A 19,627-nucleotide genomic window follows, 5' to 3' on the forward strand; every position below is an offset into this window, starting at 1 on the left:
ATTTAATCAATTACGGCGGTTAGCAAATACCATGCTCTTCAAAAGGTTTAAACCTTCATAGAGTTCATAATCTTCAGACAACAGATCCGCAATTTCATCTAAACGCTCTTGTTCAGATGCATCAGCGCCATCTTGGTTAATATGCCCGTCTAAATCCTTTTCACGGCGTCGCTCTTCATTAACGCGCTCAACTTTAACCAAATCGATTTCAATGTCGGGCTTAATACCTGAAGCCTGAATAGAGCGACCATCTGGTGTGAAATAAAGCGCCGTGGTTAACTTAATAGCTGAGCCATTATTAAGTGGCAAAATGGATTGCACCGAGCCTTTACCAAAGGTATCTCGGCCAACAATGAGGGCTCGCTCGTGGTCTTGCAAGGCACCGGCCACGATTTCAGACGCCGATGCGGAACCTTCATTGACCAACACCACAATCGGCTTGCCGTTCATTAAATCGCCTCGTTTGGCTTCAAAGCGCATTTTAGAATTCTGCAAGCGTCCCTCGGTATATACAATAAGCCCCTCATTAAGGAAGGCATTTGACACATCAACAGACGCGCTTAATACGCCACCAGGATTATTACGCAAATCTAGCACAAGGCCTGCTAGCGGGCCGTTATTTTCTTTTTCGAGTTCGCGAACGGCTCGATTGAGGTCTTCACCAGTCCGTGTTTGAAATTGACTAATGCGCACATAACCCAAATCAGATTCAAGTAAACGCTCTCTAACACTGCGGACCTTGATAATAGCACGGGTAAGTTCAAACTCTATTGGTTCTGCTTCACCGCTACGAATCACCGTGAGGGTAATCTTGCTGCCAGGTTCACCACGCATCATTTTGACGGCTTCAGTTAAACTCATGCCTTGCAGCGACGTATCGTCTAGTTTAATAATGATATCGCCTGAGCGTACCCCTGCTCGCTGCGCAGGCGTGTCGTCGATTGGCGCCACAACGCGCACCGCGCCGTCCTCCATCCCGACTTCCATTCCCAGCCCACCAAACTCACCACGGGTGCTCTCCTCAACCCGCTCAAAGCTCTCTTTCGGCAAAAAATCAGAATGGGGGTCTAAGTTAGTCAACATGCCACGAATCGCGTTTTCGAGCATTTTTTCATTTTCAATGGGTTCATAATAACCTGTCGAAATACGGTCATATACCTCTACAAATGCACGAAGTTCTTCTAATGGCAAACTTGAGGCGCTGTTTGCTTGTCGGTCGGCCATGACGCTGGTGCCTACAACTAAACTGGCACCAAGCACCCCACCCATTACCATCCAACTTATTTTTTTTAATCCAGTTGTTTTCACCACAGACTTATCCTCGTAATACGCTTTAAAGTGCAGTATATCTGATCTTTTTATAACACAAGATCGCCATTTTGCATTAGAATTTGCTGAAATATAAATTATAAGTAGGATACGAATAAACATGACTGAACACAACCTTTTCGAAATGAAAGAGGACAATATCCTTAAAGCTTCCAAAGCTTTGAAGGCCATGGGGCATCCATTACGCTTAAAAATATTGTGTGTTCTCAGCGATGGTGAAATGCCTGTAATGGACATAGTGTCAAAGGTGGGAACCACCCAAAGTAATGTTTCTCAACACATCGATATTCTTCGCGAAAAAGGTATTGTGTCATCGCGTCGTGAAGGTAGTAAAATTCTTTGCAGTGTGGCAGATGATGAAATCATCAATCTACTCCATGCCATGCAAGCTACTTTTTGCCCAACTGACTAAGTTACAATTTCCATTATCCGCCTATAGTTTAACAGGATAAAACGGCTGCCTCCTAAGCGGCAACTCCAGGTTCGAGTCCTGGTGGGCGGACACTCTTCTAACGGGTAAAATCTTGTTTTATTGCTATTAAAACTTGTTCAGTTGCATGCTGCTGTGGCATGTTTGCAAACTGATTAGACACGTCAAATCGCTGCTGCGTATCCAGCCAATGTTGAATTTCTTTCGCTAAGCCGTCAGGCGTTAATGCTGTCTGAACAATCGTTTGGGCCACACCTTGTTGTACTAACACATCGGCATTGGCACTTTGATGGTCGTCAACCGCATAAGGAAAAGGAATGAAAATAGCAGGACGCTTTGCCGCCTGCACTTCGCTGACCGTTAATGCACCCGCGCGTGCGATCACCAGATCACACTCCGCATAGGCCTGTGCCATATTATCGATAAAGGACACGACCTTAACGTTGGAAACCCCACACGCCTCATAAGCAGCACACGTCTTGGCCTGCTCAGCTTGCCCCGTTTGATGTAACACCTCTGGTCGCTGCTCCACGGCCATTAAGCCGAGCGCTTGAGGCAAGGTCTCATTTAAGGCACGGGCGCCACGACTGCCACCGATAACCAATATTTTTCTGACGGTTGAGTGAGTTTGCTCCGCCGTTAAAGCAGGCACTTTTTGAATTGCCTCTCTTACCGGATTACCGACAAGATATTGATTTTTAGCATGCCAACCCCTTACCTGAAAACCACAAAATACGGTTTTTGCTAGTGGTGCCAACAAGCGATTAGTTAAGCCAACTATGGCATTTTGTTCATGCAAATAAAGTGGCAGGCCTGCTAACTTAGCTGCCAGTCCACCCGGCCCACAAACAAACCCACCCATACCGAGTACGGCATCTGGCTGCAGCTGCCTAATTAACCGATAAGCCCGCCAGCAGGCCTGACTTAAACGCCAAGGGGCGCTGACCCAACCACGCAATCCATTACCTCTTAGTCCTTTAACATCAATAGCATAAAATGGAATATGCTTGTCACTCACCCACTGCTTTTCCATGCCATTCGGTGTGCCGAGCCAAACCACTTCCACCCCTTGCGCTTGCCAAGCCTCCGCCAGTGCTAACCCCGGAAATACATGCCCCCCAGTGCCAGCAGCCATAATCATAATACGGTTTGGTTTGTTCATCCTACTCCTTGCGGATTCGTGCCTGACTGAATAGACTGCTGCCGCTGTGTTATTTGAGCAAGCCGTGTTTCGTAATCAATCCGCAACACGATACCTATAGCCAAAAGCGCCATCATTAAACTACTCCCGCCGTAACTCACAAATGGCAGGGTAAGCCCCTTCGTTGGAAATACGCCAACATTCACGCCAACATTAATAAGAATTTGACCGGCAAACATAATAGCAATCCCATACACAACAAGCGCTTTAAAGGGCGCTGTTGGGGTCCATGCTGCTTGCGCGATAGCAAACATTCGCCATAATAATAGTCCATAAAGTGATAACAACAATACTACACCGAGCCAACCTGTTTCCTCGGCAAAAATGGCAAACATAAAGTCAGTATGTGCATCGGGCAAATAGAGTAACTTTTGCACACTTGAGCCCAAACCACTGCCTGTTATGCCCCCCGTTCCTATGGCCATTAAGGCTTGCGATAACTGATAACCCACGCCAAAAGGGTCTTGCCAAGGATCCATAAAATTCATTACCCTCGCCATTCGATAGGGCGAATTAATCACTAGCGCAATTAACAGCAAACTAATTGGCAACACCGTGATCACAAAGTAGCGAAACGGCGCACCCGCGATAAACAACATCCCCACCAAAACGCCTGCAATGAGAACCGTTGTGCCATAATCAGGTTGAAGTAAAAGTAGAGCAGCCATCAAACCAAATGGTAAAAATAATCGCATCACCGCTGCCGCGTCCTGTCTTACTGCATCTTGATGGCGCTGCAAATACCCGGCTAAAAATACAATGGTGGCAATTTTAACCCACTCAGCAGGTTGAAAGTTCATAATGACCAATGGTAACCAACGCTTTGCCCCGCCAATTTCTCGGCCAAAAATCAGCACCAAAAGCAATAACACCAAACCAAATAAAAACCACTTACCACGATGACGCAACCAGGTTTCACTCGGCACCCATAACATTAAGGCGGCCAACATACCACCGAGACCCAGGGCAAACACTTGACGCTGAAAATAATGCCACTGATGGCCAAAACGCAACTCACTGACGGCAACAGAGCTAGACAAGACCATCACTAAACCGACCACAATTAAACTGGTCACGATAAAAATCAGCCCCGTATCTAAAGCCCGCAAATCAAGACGATATGTATTCATCACGCGTTAGTTCTCCAAGGCTGCCACGCAGGCCGCAAAATGGCGCCCACGATGTTGATAATTGTCAAATTGATCAAGACTCGCGCAAGCAGGCGATAACAATACCCGATCACCCGCTTGCGCCAACTTTGCTGCTAACTGTACAGCTTGCTCCAATGTTTCTACATGATGGCAAGGTAAGTGCGCTGACCAGGCCTGGTAAAGTTGCGCGGCATCTCGCCCAAAGACAATGGCCGTACGCGCAAATTCAGCTAATGGTTGAGCCAATGGCAGCATATCGGCTCCTTTTGCATCACCACCCGCTAACACAACCAACTTACTGGGCTTAATACTTGCACCGATACTGTTTATGGCTGTCAAGGTTGCCCCCACATTGGTACCTTTAGAGTCATTAATCCATGTAACCTGATTACGTTCTGCCACCCATTCGGTACGATGCGGCAAGCCGGTAAACTCTGCCAACACTTGACGAATCACTGGTAACGATACATCAAAAGATTGAATAAGTGCCAAGGACGCAAGTGCATTAAGAAGATTGTGGGGAGCGCGCAACGTTAAGTCTTGAACTGGCATAATCATTTGATTACCACGTGCCAACCAGTCTTGACCCTGCAGATCAAGCAAGCCCCACTCATCCTCACTTTGAGGCGCACCCAAACCAAAAAACTGTTTAGGTGTTTGCTTGGGCACCCAAAATTGGGTGGGCTCCTCAAGCGGGATGATGGCGAGCTCGGTATCTTGGTAAACGCGGTTTTTAGACTCAATGTAGGCACTCATACCCTCATAACGGTCTAAATGATCTTCACAGATATTGAGTACGGTTGCCGCGCAGGTTTGCAAAGAGTAAGTCGTATCTAGTTGAAAACTTGATAACTCTAATACAAATACATCATAAGTATTATCATCAAGCAATAAATCCAATACCGGTTGACCTATGTTGCCACCTAAACCCACGACATAACCCGCTTGCTTCAGGAGCTGCGCAGTTAAACTTGTCACGCTACTTTTACCATTAGAACCGGTAATGCCAAGCACGGGCGCACGGGTGGCTCGTGCAAATAACTCAATATCACCAATAATATCAACGCCTTTTTGCCTAAATGGCTGCAGCCAAGGCTGGCGTAAATCTATTCCAGGACTGATCACGACCACAGTCGTTTTAGCCACCCATGTTGATGGCAGCCGACTCTTGGCAAACTTTACATTTGGATAGGCTTGCTCAAGTGGCGCAAGGTCAAGTTCCTCGCGCGTATCATAGGCCAGAATGGCTTCATTGTTATGCGTTAAATAGCGTAATACCGATTGACCTGTTATGCCTAATCCAATCACTAAATACATGGTTTATCTCAACTTTAAGCTCGCCAAGCCAATCAGCACTAAAATAATGGTGATAATCCAAAAACGCACAATTATTTGCGACTCATGCCAATTTTTATGTTCAAAATGATGATGCAATGGCGCCATTAGAAACACCCGTTTCCCTCGCAATTTATAGGAGCCGACTTGTAAAATAACGGATAGGGTTTCAATAACAAAAATGCCTCCCATAATAAATAACACGATTTCTTGGCGAACCGCCACCGCGGTCGCCCCTAACGCCGCGCCTAACGCAAGCGAGCCGACATCGCCCATAAAGACTTGCGCTGGATGGGTGTTAAACCACAAAAAGCCTAAACCGGCTCCGACCATCGCGGCCATTAAAATCGTAAGCTCGCCCACGCCTGGAATATGCGGAATATCTAAATAGGCTGCAAAAACGGCATGGCCGGAAGCATAGGCAAATACGCCTAATGCGGCGGCCACCATTACGGTAGGCATAATCGCCAAGCCATCTAAACCGTCCGTTAAATTCACCGCATTGGAGGTACCAACTATCACAAAGTAACTTAAGACAATCACCCAGGCACCTAAATAGATATAGTTGTCCTTCATATAGGGAATGAGCAGCTGGGTTTCGGCTGGCACCTGCGCAAAATGATAAAAGCCAAAGGCGGCAATTAAACCAATGACGGACTGCCAAAAAAACTTGGTCCGCGAGCGCATCCCCTCTGGATCGCGATAGACGACTTTTTTATAGTCATCGATAAAGCCGATCACACCAAAGCCAAACATAGTAAAACTGACCAACAACAGATAAAAATTGGTTAGATCACCCCATAACAAGAGCGCAATGGCAATCGCAAACAAAATCAGCGTCCCGCCCATTGTGGGTGTGCCTGCTTTGACTAAATGGCTTTGTGGACCATCCAGACGAATACTCTGTCCCACTTTTAAGCGCGTGAGCCAGCGGATGACCGCAGGACCAATTAAAAAAGAAATGATCAGTGCTGTCAGCACACTCATAATGGCGCGCACGGTGATGTAGTTAAATACGGTGAAACCGCTATGAAACTGACTTAAATACTGACTAAGGTAAATGAGCATGGGCAATCCTTTGAGTTAAACCAGGGCGCAACTGATCCATCGCAGCACTGCGCGAGCCTTTAATTAAAACGACCCAAGGTTCACCGGTTTTATAAAGTGTAAATAATTGCGCTATCATGGCAGCATGATCGGCATTTTTTGACAAGGCTTGTTCATTTTTTATGGATTTAAAGCCCGCTATATAATCGTTTGCATGGGATCCTTGCGCCCACAGCTGATTTACGCCTAGCCGTGCGGCCTGCTGACCAATCTGAAAATGCGCTTCTACTGCCGTACCCCCTAACTCAGCCATGGTTCCTAAACAGGCCAGCATCGGCTTGTTATCAGGACTGGCAAGGGCATGAAGACTATCTAACCCTGCCGCCATCGAGCTTGGATTAGCGTTGTAACTATCATCAATTAAAGTGAGTGCGCCCAATTGATAGGTTTGTAACCGACCATCGGTGCCGGTAAACTGAGCAAACACTGGTGCAATGTCCTCCCAATCCCAGCCTAATGCCTGCGCTACAGCCGCACCAGCAGCGAGATTATAGGCATTATGAGCCCCTAATAACGGACTGGTCACTTTGCGCCAGACCTGCTGATAGTACAACTCAAAATGAACGCCCTGCTGATCCGCTATCACATTACGAATTTGGACATCCGCTTGAGCAGACTGGCCAAAACTCATAGTCTTGGAATGACTGCGATTTAATTTTTCTTGCCATTGATTAAAACCAGGCGAATCAGTATTAATAATCCCAACCCCATCGGGTTTTATGCCATGCATGATTTCACCTTTAGCCGCAATAATACCATCTAGACTGCCGAAGCCCTCTAGGTGTGCGGGGGCGGCTAGGGTAATCACCGCAATATCAGGTTCAGCCAGACGCGTTAGGCAATCGATTTCACCCTGATGATTTGCGCCCATTTCAATAACCGCATAGCGATGATCGTCATTAATCGAGAGTAAGGTTCGTGGCACACCAAACTGATTATTTAAATTGCCCTGTGTTGCCAAGGTTGCACCTTTGGTTGCAAACAGGGCAGCCAAGAGTTCTTTTACCGTGGTTTTGCCATTCGAGCCCGTTACCGCAACCAAACAATCCAATTTTGCCGCGCGACGATGCGCTTGACCGAGTCGCCCTAGCGCTCGAGTGGTATCCGCTACAACTAGGCATGGCACAGCTTGCTCACTAAAAGCTCTATTGCTAATAATACAAGCAACGGCCCCTTGCTTAATGGCTTGAGCAATAAAATGGTGCCCATCAAAGCGCGGACCTTCAATTGCAATATATACATCACCGGCTTTGACTGTCCGCGAGTCCGTGACCAGCTGTGCTATTGCTAAATCGCCTTGATCTTGCCAAGTTGATGGTAAGAGTACATTTAACCAATCAGCGAGCTGCGCTAAAGTCCAACGACTCTTAAGGCTATCAGTCCGCGCTTGTTCAGCGTTCATGGCGTCCATTCCTTTATCACTTGTTGATCTGAAAAAACATAGCACTGCCCGTTTATTTGTTGTGTGCTTTCATGACCTTTACCTGCTACTAAAACCCAATCACCCTCTTTGGCACGATACAAAGCTGTTTCAATCGCTCGTTTACGATCTGTTTCAATGATCATTTTTTTGTTATCAAAGCCGCTTGGCAGGCCTGCTAACATATCCGCCAAAATCGTTTCTATTGGCTCAGAGCGTGGGTTATCACTGGTTAACACTAAATAGTCTGCTAACTGGTAGGCTTGCGCTGTCATCGCTGGACGCTTGGTTTTGTCGCGATCACCCCCACAACCAAATATCACCCAAATTGAACAGCTAGGTTTTATTGCTTGCCGCAACTCATTTAGCGTCTGTAATACCCGGCGCAACGCGTCGGTCGTATGGGCAAAGTCGACCACAACATTTAGAGGTTTCAAACAGGCTACACGCTCTAAACGACCCGGTGGTGCAACTAAACTTGGCACTGTATCTTGCACCTGTTTTAAATCGAATCCTAGACTTAACACGCAGCTTAAACTGCAAAGTAAGTTTTCAATATTGTAGTCACCCAGCAAATTTGTATGACATGACCAGGCCTGCTGCTGCCAGCGCAGGCTAAGCTGAAAGCCGTGAGCTCTTGGGGATTGCGCTAATGCAACTAAACTGGCATCCGCATGCGTAACAACCGATAAATCTGCTTGATAACGAACACAGCTGATACTCGGCTCCGCACTGTGTTGTTTTAAAGCGAAATCAAGTTGCTGCCCAACGCCATCTGCTATATTTACCACCCACGTTTCAGCTGGGTGGTTTTTAGGCTGCGAACCCTTAATAAAGAAATCTTGCTTAGCCTGATGGTATGCCGCCACACTGCCATGAAAATCTATATGATCTTCAGTCACTTGAGTTAACGCTTTTATAGCAAAGGCCAGGCCGGCAATACGCTGCTGCACTATCGCATGGGATGAAACCTCCATAACAGCAAACTTACAGCCCTCACTTACCGCTTCGGCCAGCCAGGCCTGGGTTGTTAAAATATCGGGTGTGGTATGGCCTGTATATCGCAAATTAGGATAAACACCCGCACCCAATGTACCCAATAAGGCTACTTTTTGTCCTAACAGATTCAGTAATTGAGCCACTAAAAAACTTGTTGTCGTTTTGCCATTTGTGCCTGTAACGCCAATTAAACTAAGCTGGCTGCTGGGATAGTCATAAAACCAATTAGCAAGATCAGCCAACCTATTCGACAGATTTGGCACAACCCAAATACCCATGTCTGTGGGTCGCTGTTTTGGCATTCGATCACTTATTACCCAATGTGCACCCGCTTGTCTAGCCTGCTGTAGGTATTGATTGGCATGGGTTTTTAAACCGGGTAAAGCAATAAATACAGACCCTTCACTCGCTTCATTGGCATGACGAACTAAGTGAAAAACAGACGTATTACCTTGCCAAACACCTTGTTCCGCTGCAATGTTTGGCGACAAAAATGCGGCCAACTCGGCCATCGTTTTACGCGCTACTTTAATCATGGCACACTCACCCGGTCAGGGTCGATATTTTGCAATCGCAGCGCATGGCTCATTACCTCCCTAAACACAGGCGCCGCAACAGAGCCACCGCCATAAACACCACGACTGGGCTCATCAATCATAACAGCAACCAAAAGCCGAGGACTTGACACGGGGGCTAACCCAACAAACATGGCTTGATATTTATCAAGCTGATAAACACCGCCAGCTGTTTTGTGAACCGTACCTGTTTTACCCGCTACACGATAGCCATCGATCCTGGCTTCCGTTCCCGTTCCTCCTGGCTCAGTCACACTCTCCATCATCTCTAGTACCGCTTGAGCCGCTTGCGGTGATACAACTTGTTGTGCTTCACCACTCGTCTGATCAGCAATTAAACGCAATGGTGTGACCTGTCCTTGCTGACCAAATAATTGATAGGCTTGAGCTAGTTGCAAAAGGGTAGCATTAAATCCATAACCAAAAGAACTCGATATTTGATCCATGGCTGACCAATTGGCATAGTGACGCAATCGCCCTGACTGCTCACCAGGTAAAAATAGACCGGAGTCACGACCAAATCCTAGCGCAGTCATAAATTCCCAATGCGCTTCTCGGCTTAATCTAGGCACCAGCTTAGCCATCGCAACATTACTAGACTTTTGCACCACCCCAGTAAGATCAAGTTCTCGGTAGTTAATTGCATCACTTATCAAATGACCATGAACTCTGATATGCCCTGGGTGCGTTGAAACAACTTCATCTTCTTCAACCAGCCCTGCATCTAGCAATTTTGCTATAACAAGCGGTTTAATTGTAGAACCTGGTTCAATGAGGGTAGAAATTGCACGATTTCTAATCGCTTCACCACTAATTTGACTGCGATCATTTGGGTTAAAGCTAGGTTGGTTTGCTAATGCAAGAATGTCTGATGTAGCCAAATCAATGACCACGACTGAACCACCAAGCGCATCATGCTTCACAATAGTGTCATGCAAAGCTCTGTGCGCAAAATATTGGATGTGACTATCAAGGGTAAGTGTTAAATCTTGCCCCGCTTGCAAATCTTGTAAGGTTGCAACTGACGATACCACCCGTCCATGCAAGTCTTTGACGACACGAAAACGACCCGTCTGCCCTGTTAGCCAGGGGTTATAAATTGCCTCAATACCATCCTGTCCAATATCATCGATATTGTTATAGCCAACTAAATGCGCAGTGGTGTGCGCATGCGGATAGTAGCGCCGATACTCAGGCTTCACATACACAAATGGCAAATTGAGCGACTGGACTTGCGTACCCACCTGTGGCATCAGACCACGCCTTATATATAAATAGCGCCGGTTAGATTGCTCACTTACTCTGGCCATAATGTCATCAAGTGCAATATCTAGTGCTTGAGCAAGCTGACTGATAATTTCTTGTTTATTCGGATGGCTATTTAGTCGATTGGCATCGACCCAAATCGATGTAATGGGCGTGCTAAGTGCCAATACTTCAGCATTTCGATCCAACACTTTGCCACGAGGCGCCGGTAAATCGATCACGCGCAATTGGCGTTTATCCGCTTCAGCATTCAAAAACTCAGCGTGCAAGGCTTGCAAATAAAAGGCACGACCGGCCAGTAAAGCTAACCCGACCATTAACACAAATAGAATGAGTTGAGCACGCAGCTTAAAGCTCACTGAGCACCCTCCTCAGTCAAGACTAGAAACTGCCGTTGCAAAGGTTTTTGCATATTCAAGTGACTACGCGCCTGCTGCTCAACGAGCAATGGGGCGGTTAAGTGTGCAGACTCAAGCAGCATTTGCCCCCATTCTTCTCGTAACTGACTTTGATATTCCAATTGCTCGTAATAGGCCGCCTCTAAGTCACGTATTTGGTGCTGCAATAGCACCTTAGCCACTAAAGCCATGCCTAAAACCAAGATCAGTCCAAATGTAAAAAGCCCACTCATACCAACACGTTTGATAGGAGTAGGCTCTAAATGCTGCCTTTGCATGCTTACAATACCAAGCTACTTAGTCGACTTGGCGTCTTAAGAATGCGGGAATGTCGAGGTAATTATTTGAACGCGGCACCGTGTTACCATTGGCGGCTATTGCAACGTGAGCTGTGTCAGACTCAAAGGGGGTATGTTTCGGCTGAGAGGGTTTAGGTGCTGCTGATTTAGGCTCGACCAAGGTCGGCTTAATCATGGCTACCTTAGGTTCCTCAACAGACTGAGTAGCTGTAGTAGCTGTCTCTTTCGCTCGTTCAGAGGCTTGCACTGCCTGCACACCTTGAGTATTTGGGCGCACCATTTCTGGTTTTGGCTGCGAACCCACTAAACCTGTAGCAACGACAGTGACTCGAATTTCATCCTCAAGCGTTTCATCAATTGAAGTACCAATAATAACACGTGCATCATTATCTGCAAATTGATTAACCACATCACCAATTACATTGTACTCACCAATACTAAAATCTAGCCCACCGGTAATATTGACCAAGAAACCGCGTGCGCCAGCTACAGCCACATCATCTAGCAATGGATTGGCAATGGCTTTATCAATTGCTTTTCGGGCACGATCTTCGCCCTTGGCCGATCCCACGCCCATCATACCTAAACCACGCTCAGACATGACTGTGCGTAAGTCTTCAAAGTCGACGTTGATCAAGCCTGGACGTGTTACCATCTCAGAAATGCCCTGCACCGCGCCGTGCAAAATTTCATTTGCATGGTCAAAAGCCTTAGCAAACATGAAATCCTTACCTAACACTTCGACTAGCTTGTCATTCGGGATGGTGATCAATGAATCAACTGCGCTCGATAACTGCTCAATACCTTGATCAGCTACATTTGTGCGACGCTCAAAGCTAAATGGACGACTCACTACCCCTACGGTGAGAATGCCCATATCACGAGCCACTTTAGCGACTACAGGTGCCGCACCGGTACCCGTTCCACCGCCCATGCCTGCCGTTATAAACAACATGTCGGCGTCTTTAAGCTGCTCTTTGATTGCATCAATATCTTGCTCAGCGGCTTCACGACCTTTTTCAGGATCAGCACCTGCCCCCAATCCATTTGAACCAATTTGAATTCTCACCGGTACATTTGAGTGCGCCAACGCTTGTGCGTCAGTATTAGCACACAAAAAATCAACGCCTTCAACTTTGCTACGCACCATATAGTCAACAGCGTTACTGCCGCCGCCGCCCATGCCAATCACTTTAATGATAGGTAAACCTGGCTGTCTTACCACTTTGGACTCTTTTAGATCAAACTTCATGCCGCTCATAACTCCATCCCCTTGTCACGCCAAAACCTGATTAGATAATTATTAAGTTAAATCTTTTCTGCCACGCGCAGAACTGCACTGCGCGATCGAACATTTTTTAAGCACTCTTCTTCACTTGGAAAAATGGCTTTACCAATACGCTTTAAATGCGCTTCGGTAGTCGCAATCAATACAGGCAAATCGGGAAATAAGTCCTTAACCTGTGACTGATCACGCATAAACTGTTTGACTATTCGGTCTTCGAGAGAGTGGAAACTAATCACACTCAATCGACCCTGCGGTGCCAGTACCGCTAAGCTAGCATCTAACACCTGCTTTAAAGCATCTAGCTCACCATTTACCGCGATGCGAATCGCCTGAAAAGTCCGCGTCGCAGGGTGTTTATGCTTGTCTTTTTTGGGCACCACTCTTGCAACCAACTCTGCTAGGTCTTTAGTGGTGTTTAGCAAGCCTGCTTTTGCATCATGGCTCACTGCTCGTGCGATTTTGTACGCAAAACGTTCTTCGCCAAAATGCTTTAATACCCGCGCCAATTGATCCTCTTCAACTGCGATCAACCAGTCTTTAGCGCTGAGACCCACCGCTGGGTTCATTCGCATATCGAGTGGCCCCTCACGCATAAAACTAAATCCACGTTCGGCTTCATCAAGCTGCGGTGAAGATACGCCTAAATCAAGCAAAATACCATCTACTTTTCCAACCCAGCCCCCTTGTTCGGCAACCGAAAGCAGATCGGCAAAACTGGCATAGACTATTTCAAAACGTGGATCTTCAATCGTGGCTCGCGCGTGTGCAACGGCTTCAGGATCTTGGTCAAAAGCAACAAGCCGACCATCCTCACCAAGTTGCTCAAGTAGGGCACGACTATGGCCGCCACGTCCAAAAGTACCATCAATATAAAAGCCATCTGGCTTAATCGCTAAACCATGCAAGCTTTCTGCCAACAGCACGGAATAATGACCAGACTTATCACTCATAAGCTTAGATTCGCAAGTGCACCCTGGCCGTCAAGCTGCTGCACACTGGTTAGCATATCTGGACGGCTTGACTCCCAAGATTCATGGCTCCAAAGTTCAAACTTATTCCCCTGCCCTAATAAAATTGCCTGCTTATCTAACTTGGCATGTTCACGCAACAAACTAGGCAGTAGCATGCGACCTTGCGCATCTAAATCAATTTCAGAAGCATGACCTAACAACAAACGTTGCACCATTCTTGCTTGTGGATCCATATTAGGGAGTGACATAAGTTTTCGCTCAATAACTTCCCACTCATCTTGGGTATAAATTAACAAGCAAGGGCTGTTTAAATCGATTGTGGCGATTAAGTGATTGTCACAGGCATCGGCAATCGAATCTCGGTAGCGCTTTGGCATAGCAAAGCGTCCCTTATCGTCAAGATTGATTGCATTGATGCCGCGAAAAAATAACACCCTAAATCCCCACTTTCTTCCACTTTTAACCACCTGAGCCCACTATAAGGCTTTATACCTAGTAGTGTCAAGGCGTGATGGCGTTTTTAAAAGACTATTTTGTTAACAATGACAACAACTTAGCGCAACAGGTGCATTAACTTCACCTGCGACACAAAGAACAAAATATCAATTAAAAACAAATAGTTAGATGTGAAATATAAAATTAGAATTAAAATACAGTCTTAAGAGGCTGTTTTTATTTTAGAAATACTACTGGACACAAGAAGATCAGAAACCACAATATATATTGCAATCAATAAAAACAAACACAAGATAAGCTAAGAAGATAGATTTTATGCCTTAATAGAATTTAAGTGAGTCTATAAGCCGGGTTCTGTTCCCTAAACAGCCGAAGCATGCTTAGGGTGACGATCATTCATCTAGGAGAAGTATCACTACTTCCCTCAAGCAACCTACCCGAAAACCAGTGCGAGCCACACTGCGTTAAGCTAAAACTTAACCTGTTTTCCTATTTGGTCTTGCACCGAATGGGGTTTACCATGCCACACACTGTTACCAGCTGCGCGGTGAGCTCTTACCTCACCCTTTCACCCTTACCTGTGCGCCAAGCGCCATCGGCGGTCTACTCTCTGCTGCACTTTCCGTCGGCTCACACCGCCCAGTCGTTAACTGGCATTCTGCTCTATGGTGCCCGGACTTTCCTCCGAATGCTGGGCATTCCGCGATCGTCCAACTCACTTGGTGCGCACCTTAATCTAAATTATGGTAATTGTCTAGTGCATTTCATTTTTACAGGCCTGTGCCCATTGATAAACCGTTTTTTTAGCCACTTGATAATGCGCAGATACTACCTCAGCAACCGTTTTAACACTGACCTGCTGCTCAAGCATGGCCTGCACCAATGACTGCCAGGCCTGGTCATCTATAGCCAAGACCTGTGCACCCGCAAGGACGATAACGAGCTCGCCTCGAATTTTATCAGGATGCTGAATAAAATAATTCTCTACATGCGCAAGGGAGCCCTGAGGAAACTCTTCATACTGCTTGGTCATCTCTCGTGCAACACAAACCAAGCGTTCATCGCCCATTGCGACTCTCAAATCAGCCAAACAGGCCAACAAACGATGCGGCGCTTCATAAAACACCAAGGTAGCCTGCTGAAGACTTAACTCAACTAAACGCGCCAATCGCTTTGCAGACTTGGCTGGCAAAAACCCTTCAAAATAAAATCGATCTGTTGCAATACCGGACACAGATAACGCCGCAATCAAGGCGCTAGGTCCAGGAATAGGTCTTACTTGCAGGCCTGCTTGACGCAATTGATTTACCAGATGATAACCCGGGTCACTAATCAGCGGTGTACCCGCATCCGATATCAGCGCACCCACCTCACCCCTGGCAAGACCCGCCTGCAACATTTCGACACGCGCTTGTTCGTTATAATTATGCAAACTTATCAAGCGATTAGAAATGCCAAAATGACTGAGCAACTTTTGCGAGTGTCGCGTATCTTCCGCCGCAATCCAATCTGCCTGCTGCAGCACTGCTAACGCCCGCGAACTCATATCCGCTAAATTCCCCAGCGGCGTGGCGACCACGTAAAGTGTGCCTTTTTCCAATATTTCCATATATAATTGAAGCCTTATTGCTACTATTTACAAAACCAATATATAAGTTGATTAACCTGTGAAAATGCTTGTCCTGCTAGCCAGCGCTGTGTCCTTGCTTCTACTTAGCGCATGCGCACCCACGCCCTTGCAACCCGAGCCAGCGAGTGCTCCCGAACCGCCGGTCATTGTAACAGCTCCTGATAGCCCAATCGAAACCCCTACGCTCATTGAACAGCGCCAACAAGCTCTTGCCACCCAGAACTGGCCCGACTATCTCGATACCACAGAGACCTTACTGTTAATCTCTAATCCCTCACAACAAGAAAGTTTGTTACTAGAAACCTATCAACAGTTAAACGCGATTCCCTCAAAATTTTGGCATGATACTCAAGTATTTCGCTATCAAGCTTGGTCTAGCTTAGCAGAAACACATCAGTTAGCCATGCCCTGGCAAAATGCCTGGTTACAAGATACGGCTAGTATTTATGCCGAGCATTCACCCACGCAACATCTCATAAAATTACTACGCAGCAACATGAGTCAACCTCGACGCATTGCTATTTTATTGCCTTCTGACGAGCGAACAGCCACGCTATCCAATCAAATTCGAGCTGGCATTCTAGCGGCTTATTGGCAAACTCAGCAACGCGATCAACTGTTATTTTTTAACCTTGAAGACTACAGTTCACCGATTGAAGCCTATAAAGCGACACAAGAAGCCCAAGTTGACTGGGTTATAGGCCCGTATGACCGTAACAATATTGATAAACTCAGCGCTATCGCTGACGATAGGTTGATTTTTTTAAATACCGCACCAAATGCACCCCATGCATGGCAACTACAACTTCAAACCCCCAATGCAACCGAACAGCTACTGCAACAAATAAGCACGAAAAATTACCGTAATCTAGCAGTTTTATATGCCAACCAACCCAGCGCACAAAATTCACTTGCCTCGATTGACGAAATCTGGCTAACAACCCCTCTTAATCGTGTCATTCCACTTAGCTTTGAGCAAAACCAACGCAACCTTCGTGATGAGTTAAGTCGCGCACTTCAAAATGACCAAAGTCAAATAAGAGCAAACTTTTTACAACGAACTATTGGCCATAATCTAGCATTCTTTCCACGTCACCGATCAGACCTAGATGTACTCCTACTATTAGGCGATCGCGAGTATCTAGCAAACATTCAACCGCAGCTCGATTTCTTTCAAACCCATATCCCTCTGTATGCAACAGACACGCTTATGCCAACAAGGTTTATGACTGACCACCGAGAACCTGACCTAAAGAATATTAATTTTCTAAGCTACCCTGGCGCACTCGCTCCAGAACTCATCGGCAGCCCTATTGAGGCCTTGGGTTGGGATGCGTTTTTAATTACCCAGTATGCGCCAGAACTCAAAGCTGGACTTGCGCTTAATGGGGCAACCGGTCAGCTTCGTCGTCAGAATACCGGGCTAATGGAACGCACCCTAGCCATGCTGGCGTATAATCAACGTGGCCAAATATACATCGCTGATAATGCCGTTAATTTAATGCCATTTGCAAATTTTACTGGCCTAGCGGCACCCACCCACCCTCGCGACCGCCAGCAAAACAAACGTGAATTACTGGAGCTAATCACACAGCCTACCTTTACAACCAACCCAACTAGCAATGAAGACTAGTGCGCCACCGCTAGCAAAAACTAAACGCGCACTAGGGCAAGAATACGAGCAACTTGCCGCTGATTATCTAAGCCAACAAGGCGGTCAATTACTCGCAAAAAACGTCACCTATAAAGGCGGTGAACTCGATTTAGTTTTTTGGTTAGAAGACCACTTGGTATTTGTAGAAGTCCGCTTTCGAGATGAAGCAACGCACGGCCATCCTCTCGAAACCATCACACGCACCAAACAGCAACGCCTCCTTAAAGCCGCTCGCGTTTTTTTGCAGCACCATCCCCATCTACAAAACCAGCCCATGCGCTTTGACGTCGTATATTTTTTAGGAAATGAAGAACCAGGCTGGCTAAAAAATGCTATTGTTGCTTGGTAAGCTTTGCTCTGCTACCCTAAACTTTTAACGACAGAATTCAAAGGAAAGGATCATGGAAATCAATATTGGTATTGATGAAACAACGCGTAAAGATATCGCTGCCGGTTTATCTCGCCTGCTTGCAGACTCTTATGTATTGTTCTTAAAGACACACAATTACCACTGGAATGTTACAGGGCCTATGTTCAATAGCCTGCACATGATGTTTGAACAACAATATACCGAACTATTTACCGCTGTTGATGAAATTGCTGAACGCATTCGCTCATTGGGCGAGTTTGCACCAGGTTCGTTTCAGCGTTTTAACCAACTTAGTCAAATCCAAGAGGAACAAGACACGCCTGATGCGGATACCATGATTCGCAACCTCATTGCTGGCCAAGAAGCTGTAGTAAAAACCGCTCGAGAAGTTGTTAAAATTGCCGATGCCGCTAATGATGAACCTACGCTTGATCTGCTAACACAACGTATGCAAGTGCATGAAAAAACAGCCTGGATGCTGCGCAGCTTAATTGCTAAATAACTATAAACTCGCCATCAGCCATGGCAAAATAATGGCCGCGATGAACGCGGACAAAGCCATGGCTAAACCTGAGAATGCCCCCATCTGCACACTAATTTGAAACGACTTCGCTGTGCCTAATCCGTGCGCAGTCACCCCCATCGCAATACCTGCTACACGATCGTCTTTTAGTCTCATCAGTTTAAAAACCCAAGGGCCAAGCATGGCGCCTAATACACCGGTAATCACTACAAAAGCGGCGGTAAGCGTTGCAAGGCCACCATTTTTTTCAGCAATACCCATTGCCACTGGTGCTGTAACCGACTTGGGAACTAAAGACAAGAGTGTTTCCATACTCGCTCCTAGCCACTGCGCAATCCAAAACGCACTCAATCCGGCCGCAACTAATCCAACACTAGTTGCAAACAAAATTGGAATCCATAAACTACGTAGCGTTGCCCAATGCTGATAGAGCGGAATAGCGAGGGCGACCGTAGCCGGCCCTAACAAGAAATGAATGAATTGCGCGCCTTCAAAATAATGCTCATAAGACATATCCGACAACCACAACACCGTGATAATCACCAACACACTTATGGCTACCGGATTAAGCATGGGATTATAATGGATGCGACTATACAGGGCATAGGCTGCTTGAAAAACAACCAGCGTGAGCACTAATCCAAACAAAGGGCTAGCCGCTAGGTAAACCCAAATATCATTGAACGCATCCATGCTATTTGACTCCTAGCTTAGCTTTTTGCAAAAGCTTAGCTAAACCCAACATCACCCAAGCGGTGACGACTAGACTGACAAGAGTACTTATTACTAAGGCCACAAGAATCGATAACCACTCTTCGCCGATACGCGTGAGGTGCACCATCACCCCTACACCGGCAGGCACAAAAAACAATGACAAATAGCGTAAAAACTGCTGTGCAGGCTCCACTAAATACGGCGACCAGGCCTGGCGCAGCAATAAGGTCATTAACAACAAAAACATGCCAATCACAGGGCCCGGCACTGGCCAATCAAATGCCAATACAATAAGTTCACCAATAAGCTGATAAACCAACAATACAGTTATTAACCCTAAAAAAGAAAATCCCACCATGACCTCGATCGCTACAATGAATTCTGATTAGTGTAGCGAAAAGACTCAAAATTAAGCAAGAGAATATAGTAGCGTGCGTTATAAGTGCTTAATCGCATTAATTTAAAAATGAGCCATGTCTAAATAAATATTAACGGATAGATAACCCGATAG

General features: G+C 46.3%; 19 protein-coding genes, 1 tRNA gene and 1 other RNA gene. 5 read left to right on the forward strand and 16 right to left on the reverse strand.

What is annotated here, in order from left to right; all coding sequences use genetic code 11:
• Positions 1-6 precede the first annotated feature (6 nt).
• Positions 7-1,311, reverse strand: a complete 1,305-nt coding sequence (locus BM293_RS08240; RefSeq protein ID WP_093448322.1) for a S41 family peptidase — start codon at positions 1,309-1,311, stop codon at positions 7-9.
• A gap of 118 nt (positions 1,312-1,429) precedes the next feature.
• On the opposite strand from BM293_RS08240, the gene BM293_RS08245 reads away from it, so the two are divergent.
• Together BM293_RS08245 and BM293_RS08250 are read left to right on the forward strand one after the other, a co-directional pair.
• Complete coding sequence (locus BM293_RS08245; protein WP_093448324.1) at positions 1,430-1,741, forward strand: ArsR/SmtB family transcription factor; 312 nt, start codon at positions 1,430-1,432, stop codon at positions 1,739-1,741.
• Positions 1,742-1,758: 17 nt separating this feature from the next.
• Positions 1,759-1,831 (forward strand) — tRNA-Arg (locus tag BM293_RS08250).
• A 7-nt stretch (positions 1,832-1,838) separates the two neighbouring features.
• On the opposite strand, the gene murG is transcribed toward BM293_RS08250, so the two are convergent.
• The 13 genes from murG to rsmI form a co-directional block, all read right to left on the reverse strand.
• Positions 1,839-2,921 (reverse strand): undecaprenyldiphospho-muramoylpentapeptide beta-N-acetylglucosaminyltransferase, encoded by a 1,083-nt coding sequence (gene murG / locus BM293_RS08255; protein ID WP_093448326.1) that lies wholly within the window; start codon positions 2,919-2,921, stop codon positions 1,839-1,841.
• Complete coding sequence (gene ftsW, locus BM293_RS08260; RefSeq protein WP_234968951.1) at positions 2,918-4,090, reverse strand: putative lipid II flippase FtsW; 1,173 nt, start codon at positions 4,088-4,090, stop codon at positions 2,918-2,920. The genes murG and ftsW overlap by 4 nt, the downstream gene beginning before the upstream one ends.
• 6 nt (positions 4,091-4,096) lie before the next feature.
• Complete coding sequence (gene murD, locus BM293_RS08265; RefSeq protein WP_093448330.1) at positions 4,097-5,428, reverse strand: UDP-N-acetylmuramoyl-L-alanine--D-glutamate ligase; 1,332 nt, start codon at positions 5,426-5,428, stop codon at positions 4,097-4,099.
• Between the two features lie 3 nt (positions 5,429-5,431).
• Positions 5,432-6,514, reverse strand: a complete 1,083-nt coding sequence (gene mraY / locus BM293_RS08270) for a phospho-N-acetylmuramoyl-pentapeptide-transferase (RefSeq protein ID WP_093448332.1) — start codon at positions 6,512-6,514, stop codon at positions 5,432-5,434.
• Entirely contained in the window at positions 6,498-7,955 is a 1,458-nt protein-coding gene (gene murF, locus BM293_RS08275) for a UDP-N-acetylmuramoyl-tripeptide--D-alanyl-D-alanine ligase (protein ID WP_093448334.1), read from the reverse strand. Before murF ends, mraY begins: the two co-directional genes overlap by 17 nt.
• Positions 7,952-9,508: a UDP-N-acetylmuramoyl-L-alanyl-D-glutamate--2,6-diaminopimelate ligase gene (locus BM293_RS08280; protein WP_093448336.1), complete on the reverse strand. Its 1,557-nt coding sequence runs from the start codon at positions 9,506-9,508 to the stop codon at positions 7,952-7,954. Before BM293_RS08280 ends, murF begins: the two co-directional genes overlap by 4 nt.
• A complete protein-coding gene (locus BM293_RS08285) occupies positions 9,505-11,172 on the reverse strand; it encodes a peptidoglycan D,D-transpeptidase FtsI family protein (RefSeq protein ID WP_093448338.1) in 1,668 nt (555 codons plus the stop codon). The genes BM293_RS08280 and BM293_RS08285 overlap by 4 nt, the downstream gene beginning before the upstream one ends.
• Positions 11,169-11,444: a cell division protein FtsL gene (locus BM293_RS08290; RefSeq protein ID WP_234968952.1), complete on the reverse strand. Its 276-nt coding sequence runs from the start codon at positions 11,442-11,444 to the stop codon at positions 11,169-11,171. Before BM293_RS08290 ends, BM293_RS08285 begins: the two co-directional genes overlap by 4 nt.
• Positions 11,445-11,508: 64 nt before the next feature.
• Positions 11,509-12,771 (reverse strand): cell division protein FtsZ, encoded by a 1,263-nt coding sequence (gene ftsZ / locus BM293_RS08295; protein ID WP_093448342.1) that lies wholly within the window; start codon positions 12,769-12,771, stop codon positions 11,509-11,511.
• A gap of 47 nt (positions 12,772-12,818) precedes the next feature.
• Positions 12,819-13,748 (reverse strand): 16S rRNA (cytosine(1402)-N(4))-methyltransferase RsmH, encoded by a 930-nt coding sequence (rsmH, locus tag BM293_RS08300; RefSeq protein ID WP_093448344.1) that lies wholly within the window; start codon positions 13,746-13,748, stop codon positions 12,819-12,821.
• Positions 13,745-14,203 (reverse strand): division/cell wall cluster transcriptional repressor MraZ, encoded by a 459-nt coding sequence (gene mraZ, locus BM293_RS08305; RefSeq protein ID WP_093448346.1) that lies wholly within the window; start codon positions 14,201-14,203, stop codon positions 13,745-13,747. Before mraZ ends, rsmH begins: the two co-directional genes overlap by 4 nt.
• A 349-nt stretch (positions 14,204-14,552) precedes the next feature.
• Positions 14,553-14,947: RNase P RNA component class A (rnpB, locus tag BM293_RS08310), an RNA gene on the reverse strand.
• Positions 14,948-14,979: 32 nt separating this feature from the next.
• Complete coding sequence (rsmI, locus tag BM293_RS08315; protein WP_093448348.1) at positions 14,980-15,834, reverse strand: 16S rRNA (cytidine(1402)-2'-O)-methyltransferase; 855 nt, start codon at positions 15,832-15,834, stop codon at positions 14,980-14,982.
• Between the two features lie 64 nt (positions 15,835-15,898).
• Here rsmI and BM293_RS08320 point away from each other — a divergent pair, with 64 nt between their 5' ends.
• Genes BM293_RS08320 through BM293_RS08330 form a run of 3 tightly spaced genes read left to right on the forward strand, consistent with a single transcriptional unit; the run spans position 15,899 to position 18,381 of the window.
• Positions 15,899-17,488, forward strand: coding sequence for a penicillin-binding protein activator (locus tag BM293_RS08320; RefSeq protein ID WP_234968965.1), 1,590 nt, complete (start codon positions 15,899-15,901; stop codon positions 17,486-17,488).
• Positions 17,478-17,858, forward strand: coding sequence for a YraN family protein (locus BM293_RS08325; RefSeq protein ID WP_093448352.1), 381 nt, complete (start codon positions 17,478-17,480; stop codon positions 17,856-17,858). The genes BM293_RS08320 and BM293_RS08325 overlap by 11 nt, the downstream gene beginning before the upstream one ends.
• 52 nt (positions 17,859-17,910) lie before the next feature.
• The gene (locus tag BM293_RS08330; protein ID WP_006460967.1) at positions 17,911-18,381 is read left to right on the forward strand and encodes a Dps family protein; all 471 of its coding nucleotides are present in this window, start codon (positions 17,911-17,913) and stop codon (positions 18,379-18,381) included.
• Here the strand turns inward: BM293_RS08330 and BM293_RS08335 are convergent, their stop codons facing one another.
• Both BM293_RS08335 and BM293_RS08340 read right to left on the reverse strand, forming a co-directional pair.
• On the reverse strand, positions 18,382-19,095 hold the full coding sequence (locus BM293_RS08335; RefSeq protein ID WP_093448354.1) for an LrgB family protein: 714 nt from the start codon (positions 19,093-19,095) through the stop codon (positions 18,382-18,384). It lies immediately after the preceding gene.
• 1 nt (position 19,096) lies between these two features.
• A complete protein-coding gene (locus BM293_RS08340) occupies positions 19,097-19,474 on the reverse strand; it encodes a CidA/LrgA family protein (RefSeq protein WP_093448356.1) in 378 nt (125 codons plus the stop codon).
• Between the last annotated feature and the right edge of the window lie 153 nt (positions 19,475-19,627).

Source organism: Thiomicrospira sp. ALE5 (genome assembly GCF_900112445.1).
GTDB lineage: Bacteria > Pseudomonadota > Gammaproteobacteria > Thiomicrospirales > Thiomicrospiraceae > Thiomicrospira.

Coding starts and splice junctions, on each gene's coding strand:
- BM293_RS08245 (WP_093448324.1), top strand. CDS start 1,430: ATGACTGAACACAACCTTTTCGAAATGAAAGAGGACAATATCCTTAAA.
- murG (WP_093448326.1), bottom strand. CDS start 2,921: ATGAACAAACCAAACCGTATTATGATTATGGCTGCTGGCACTGGGGGG.
- ftsW (WP_234968951.1), bottom strand. CDS start 4,090: ATGAATACATATCGTCTTGATTTGCGGGCTTTAGATACGGGGCTGATT.
- murD (WP_093448330.1), bottom strand. CDS start 5,428: ATGTATTTAGTGATTGGATTAGGCATAACAGGTCAATCGGTATTACGC.
- mraY (WP_093448332.1), bottom strand. CDS start 6,514: ATGCTCATTTACCTTAGTCAGTATTTAAGTCAGTTTCATAGCGGTTTC.
- murF (WP_093448334.1), bottom strand. CDS start 7,955: ATGAACGCTGAACAAGCGCGGACTGATAGCCTTAAGAGTCGTTGGACT.
- BM293_RS08280 (WP_093448336.1), bottom strand. CDS start 9,508: ATGATTAAAGTAGCGCGTAAAACGATGGCCGAGTTGGCCGCATTTTTG.
- BM293_RS08290 (WP_234968952.1), bottom strand. CDS start 11,444: ATGAGTGGGCTTTTTACATTTGGACTGATCTTGGTTTTAGGCATGGCT.
- ftsZ (WP_093448342.1), bottom strand. CDS start 12,771: ATGAGCGGCATGAAGTTTGATCTAAAAGAGTCCAAAGTGGTAAGACAG.
- rsmH (WP_093448344.1), bottom strand. CDS start 13,748: ATGAGTGATAAGTCTGGTCATTATTCCGTGCTGTTGGCAGAAAGCTTG.
- rsmI (WP_093448348.1), bottom strand. CDS start 15,834: ATGGAAATATTGGAAAAAGGCACACTTTACGTGGTCGCCACGCCGCTG.
- BM293_RS08320 (WP_234968965.1), top strand. CDS start 15,899: ATGCTTGTCCTGCTAGCCAGCGCTGTGTCCTTGCTTCTACTTAGCGCA.
- BM293_RS08325 (WP_093448352.1), top strand. CDS start 17,478: ATGAAGACTAGTGCGCCACCGCTAGCAAAAACTAAACGCGCACTAGGG.
- BM293_RS08330 (WP_006460967.1), top strand. CDS start 17,911: ATGGAAATCAATATTGGTATTGATGAAACAACGCGTAAAGATATCGCT.
- BM293_RS08335 (WP_093448354.1), bottom strand. CDS start 19,095: ATGGATGCGTTCAATGATATTTGGGTTTACCTAGCGGCTAGCCCTTTG.
- BM293_RS08340 (WP_093448356.1), bottom strand. CDS start 19,474: ATGGTGGGATTTTCTTTTTTAGGGTTAATAACTGTATTGTTGGTTTAT.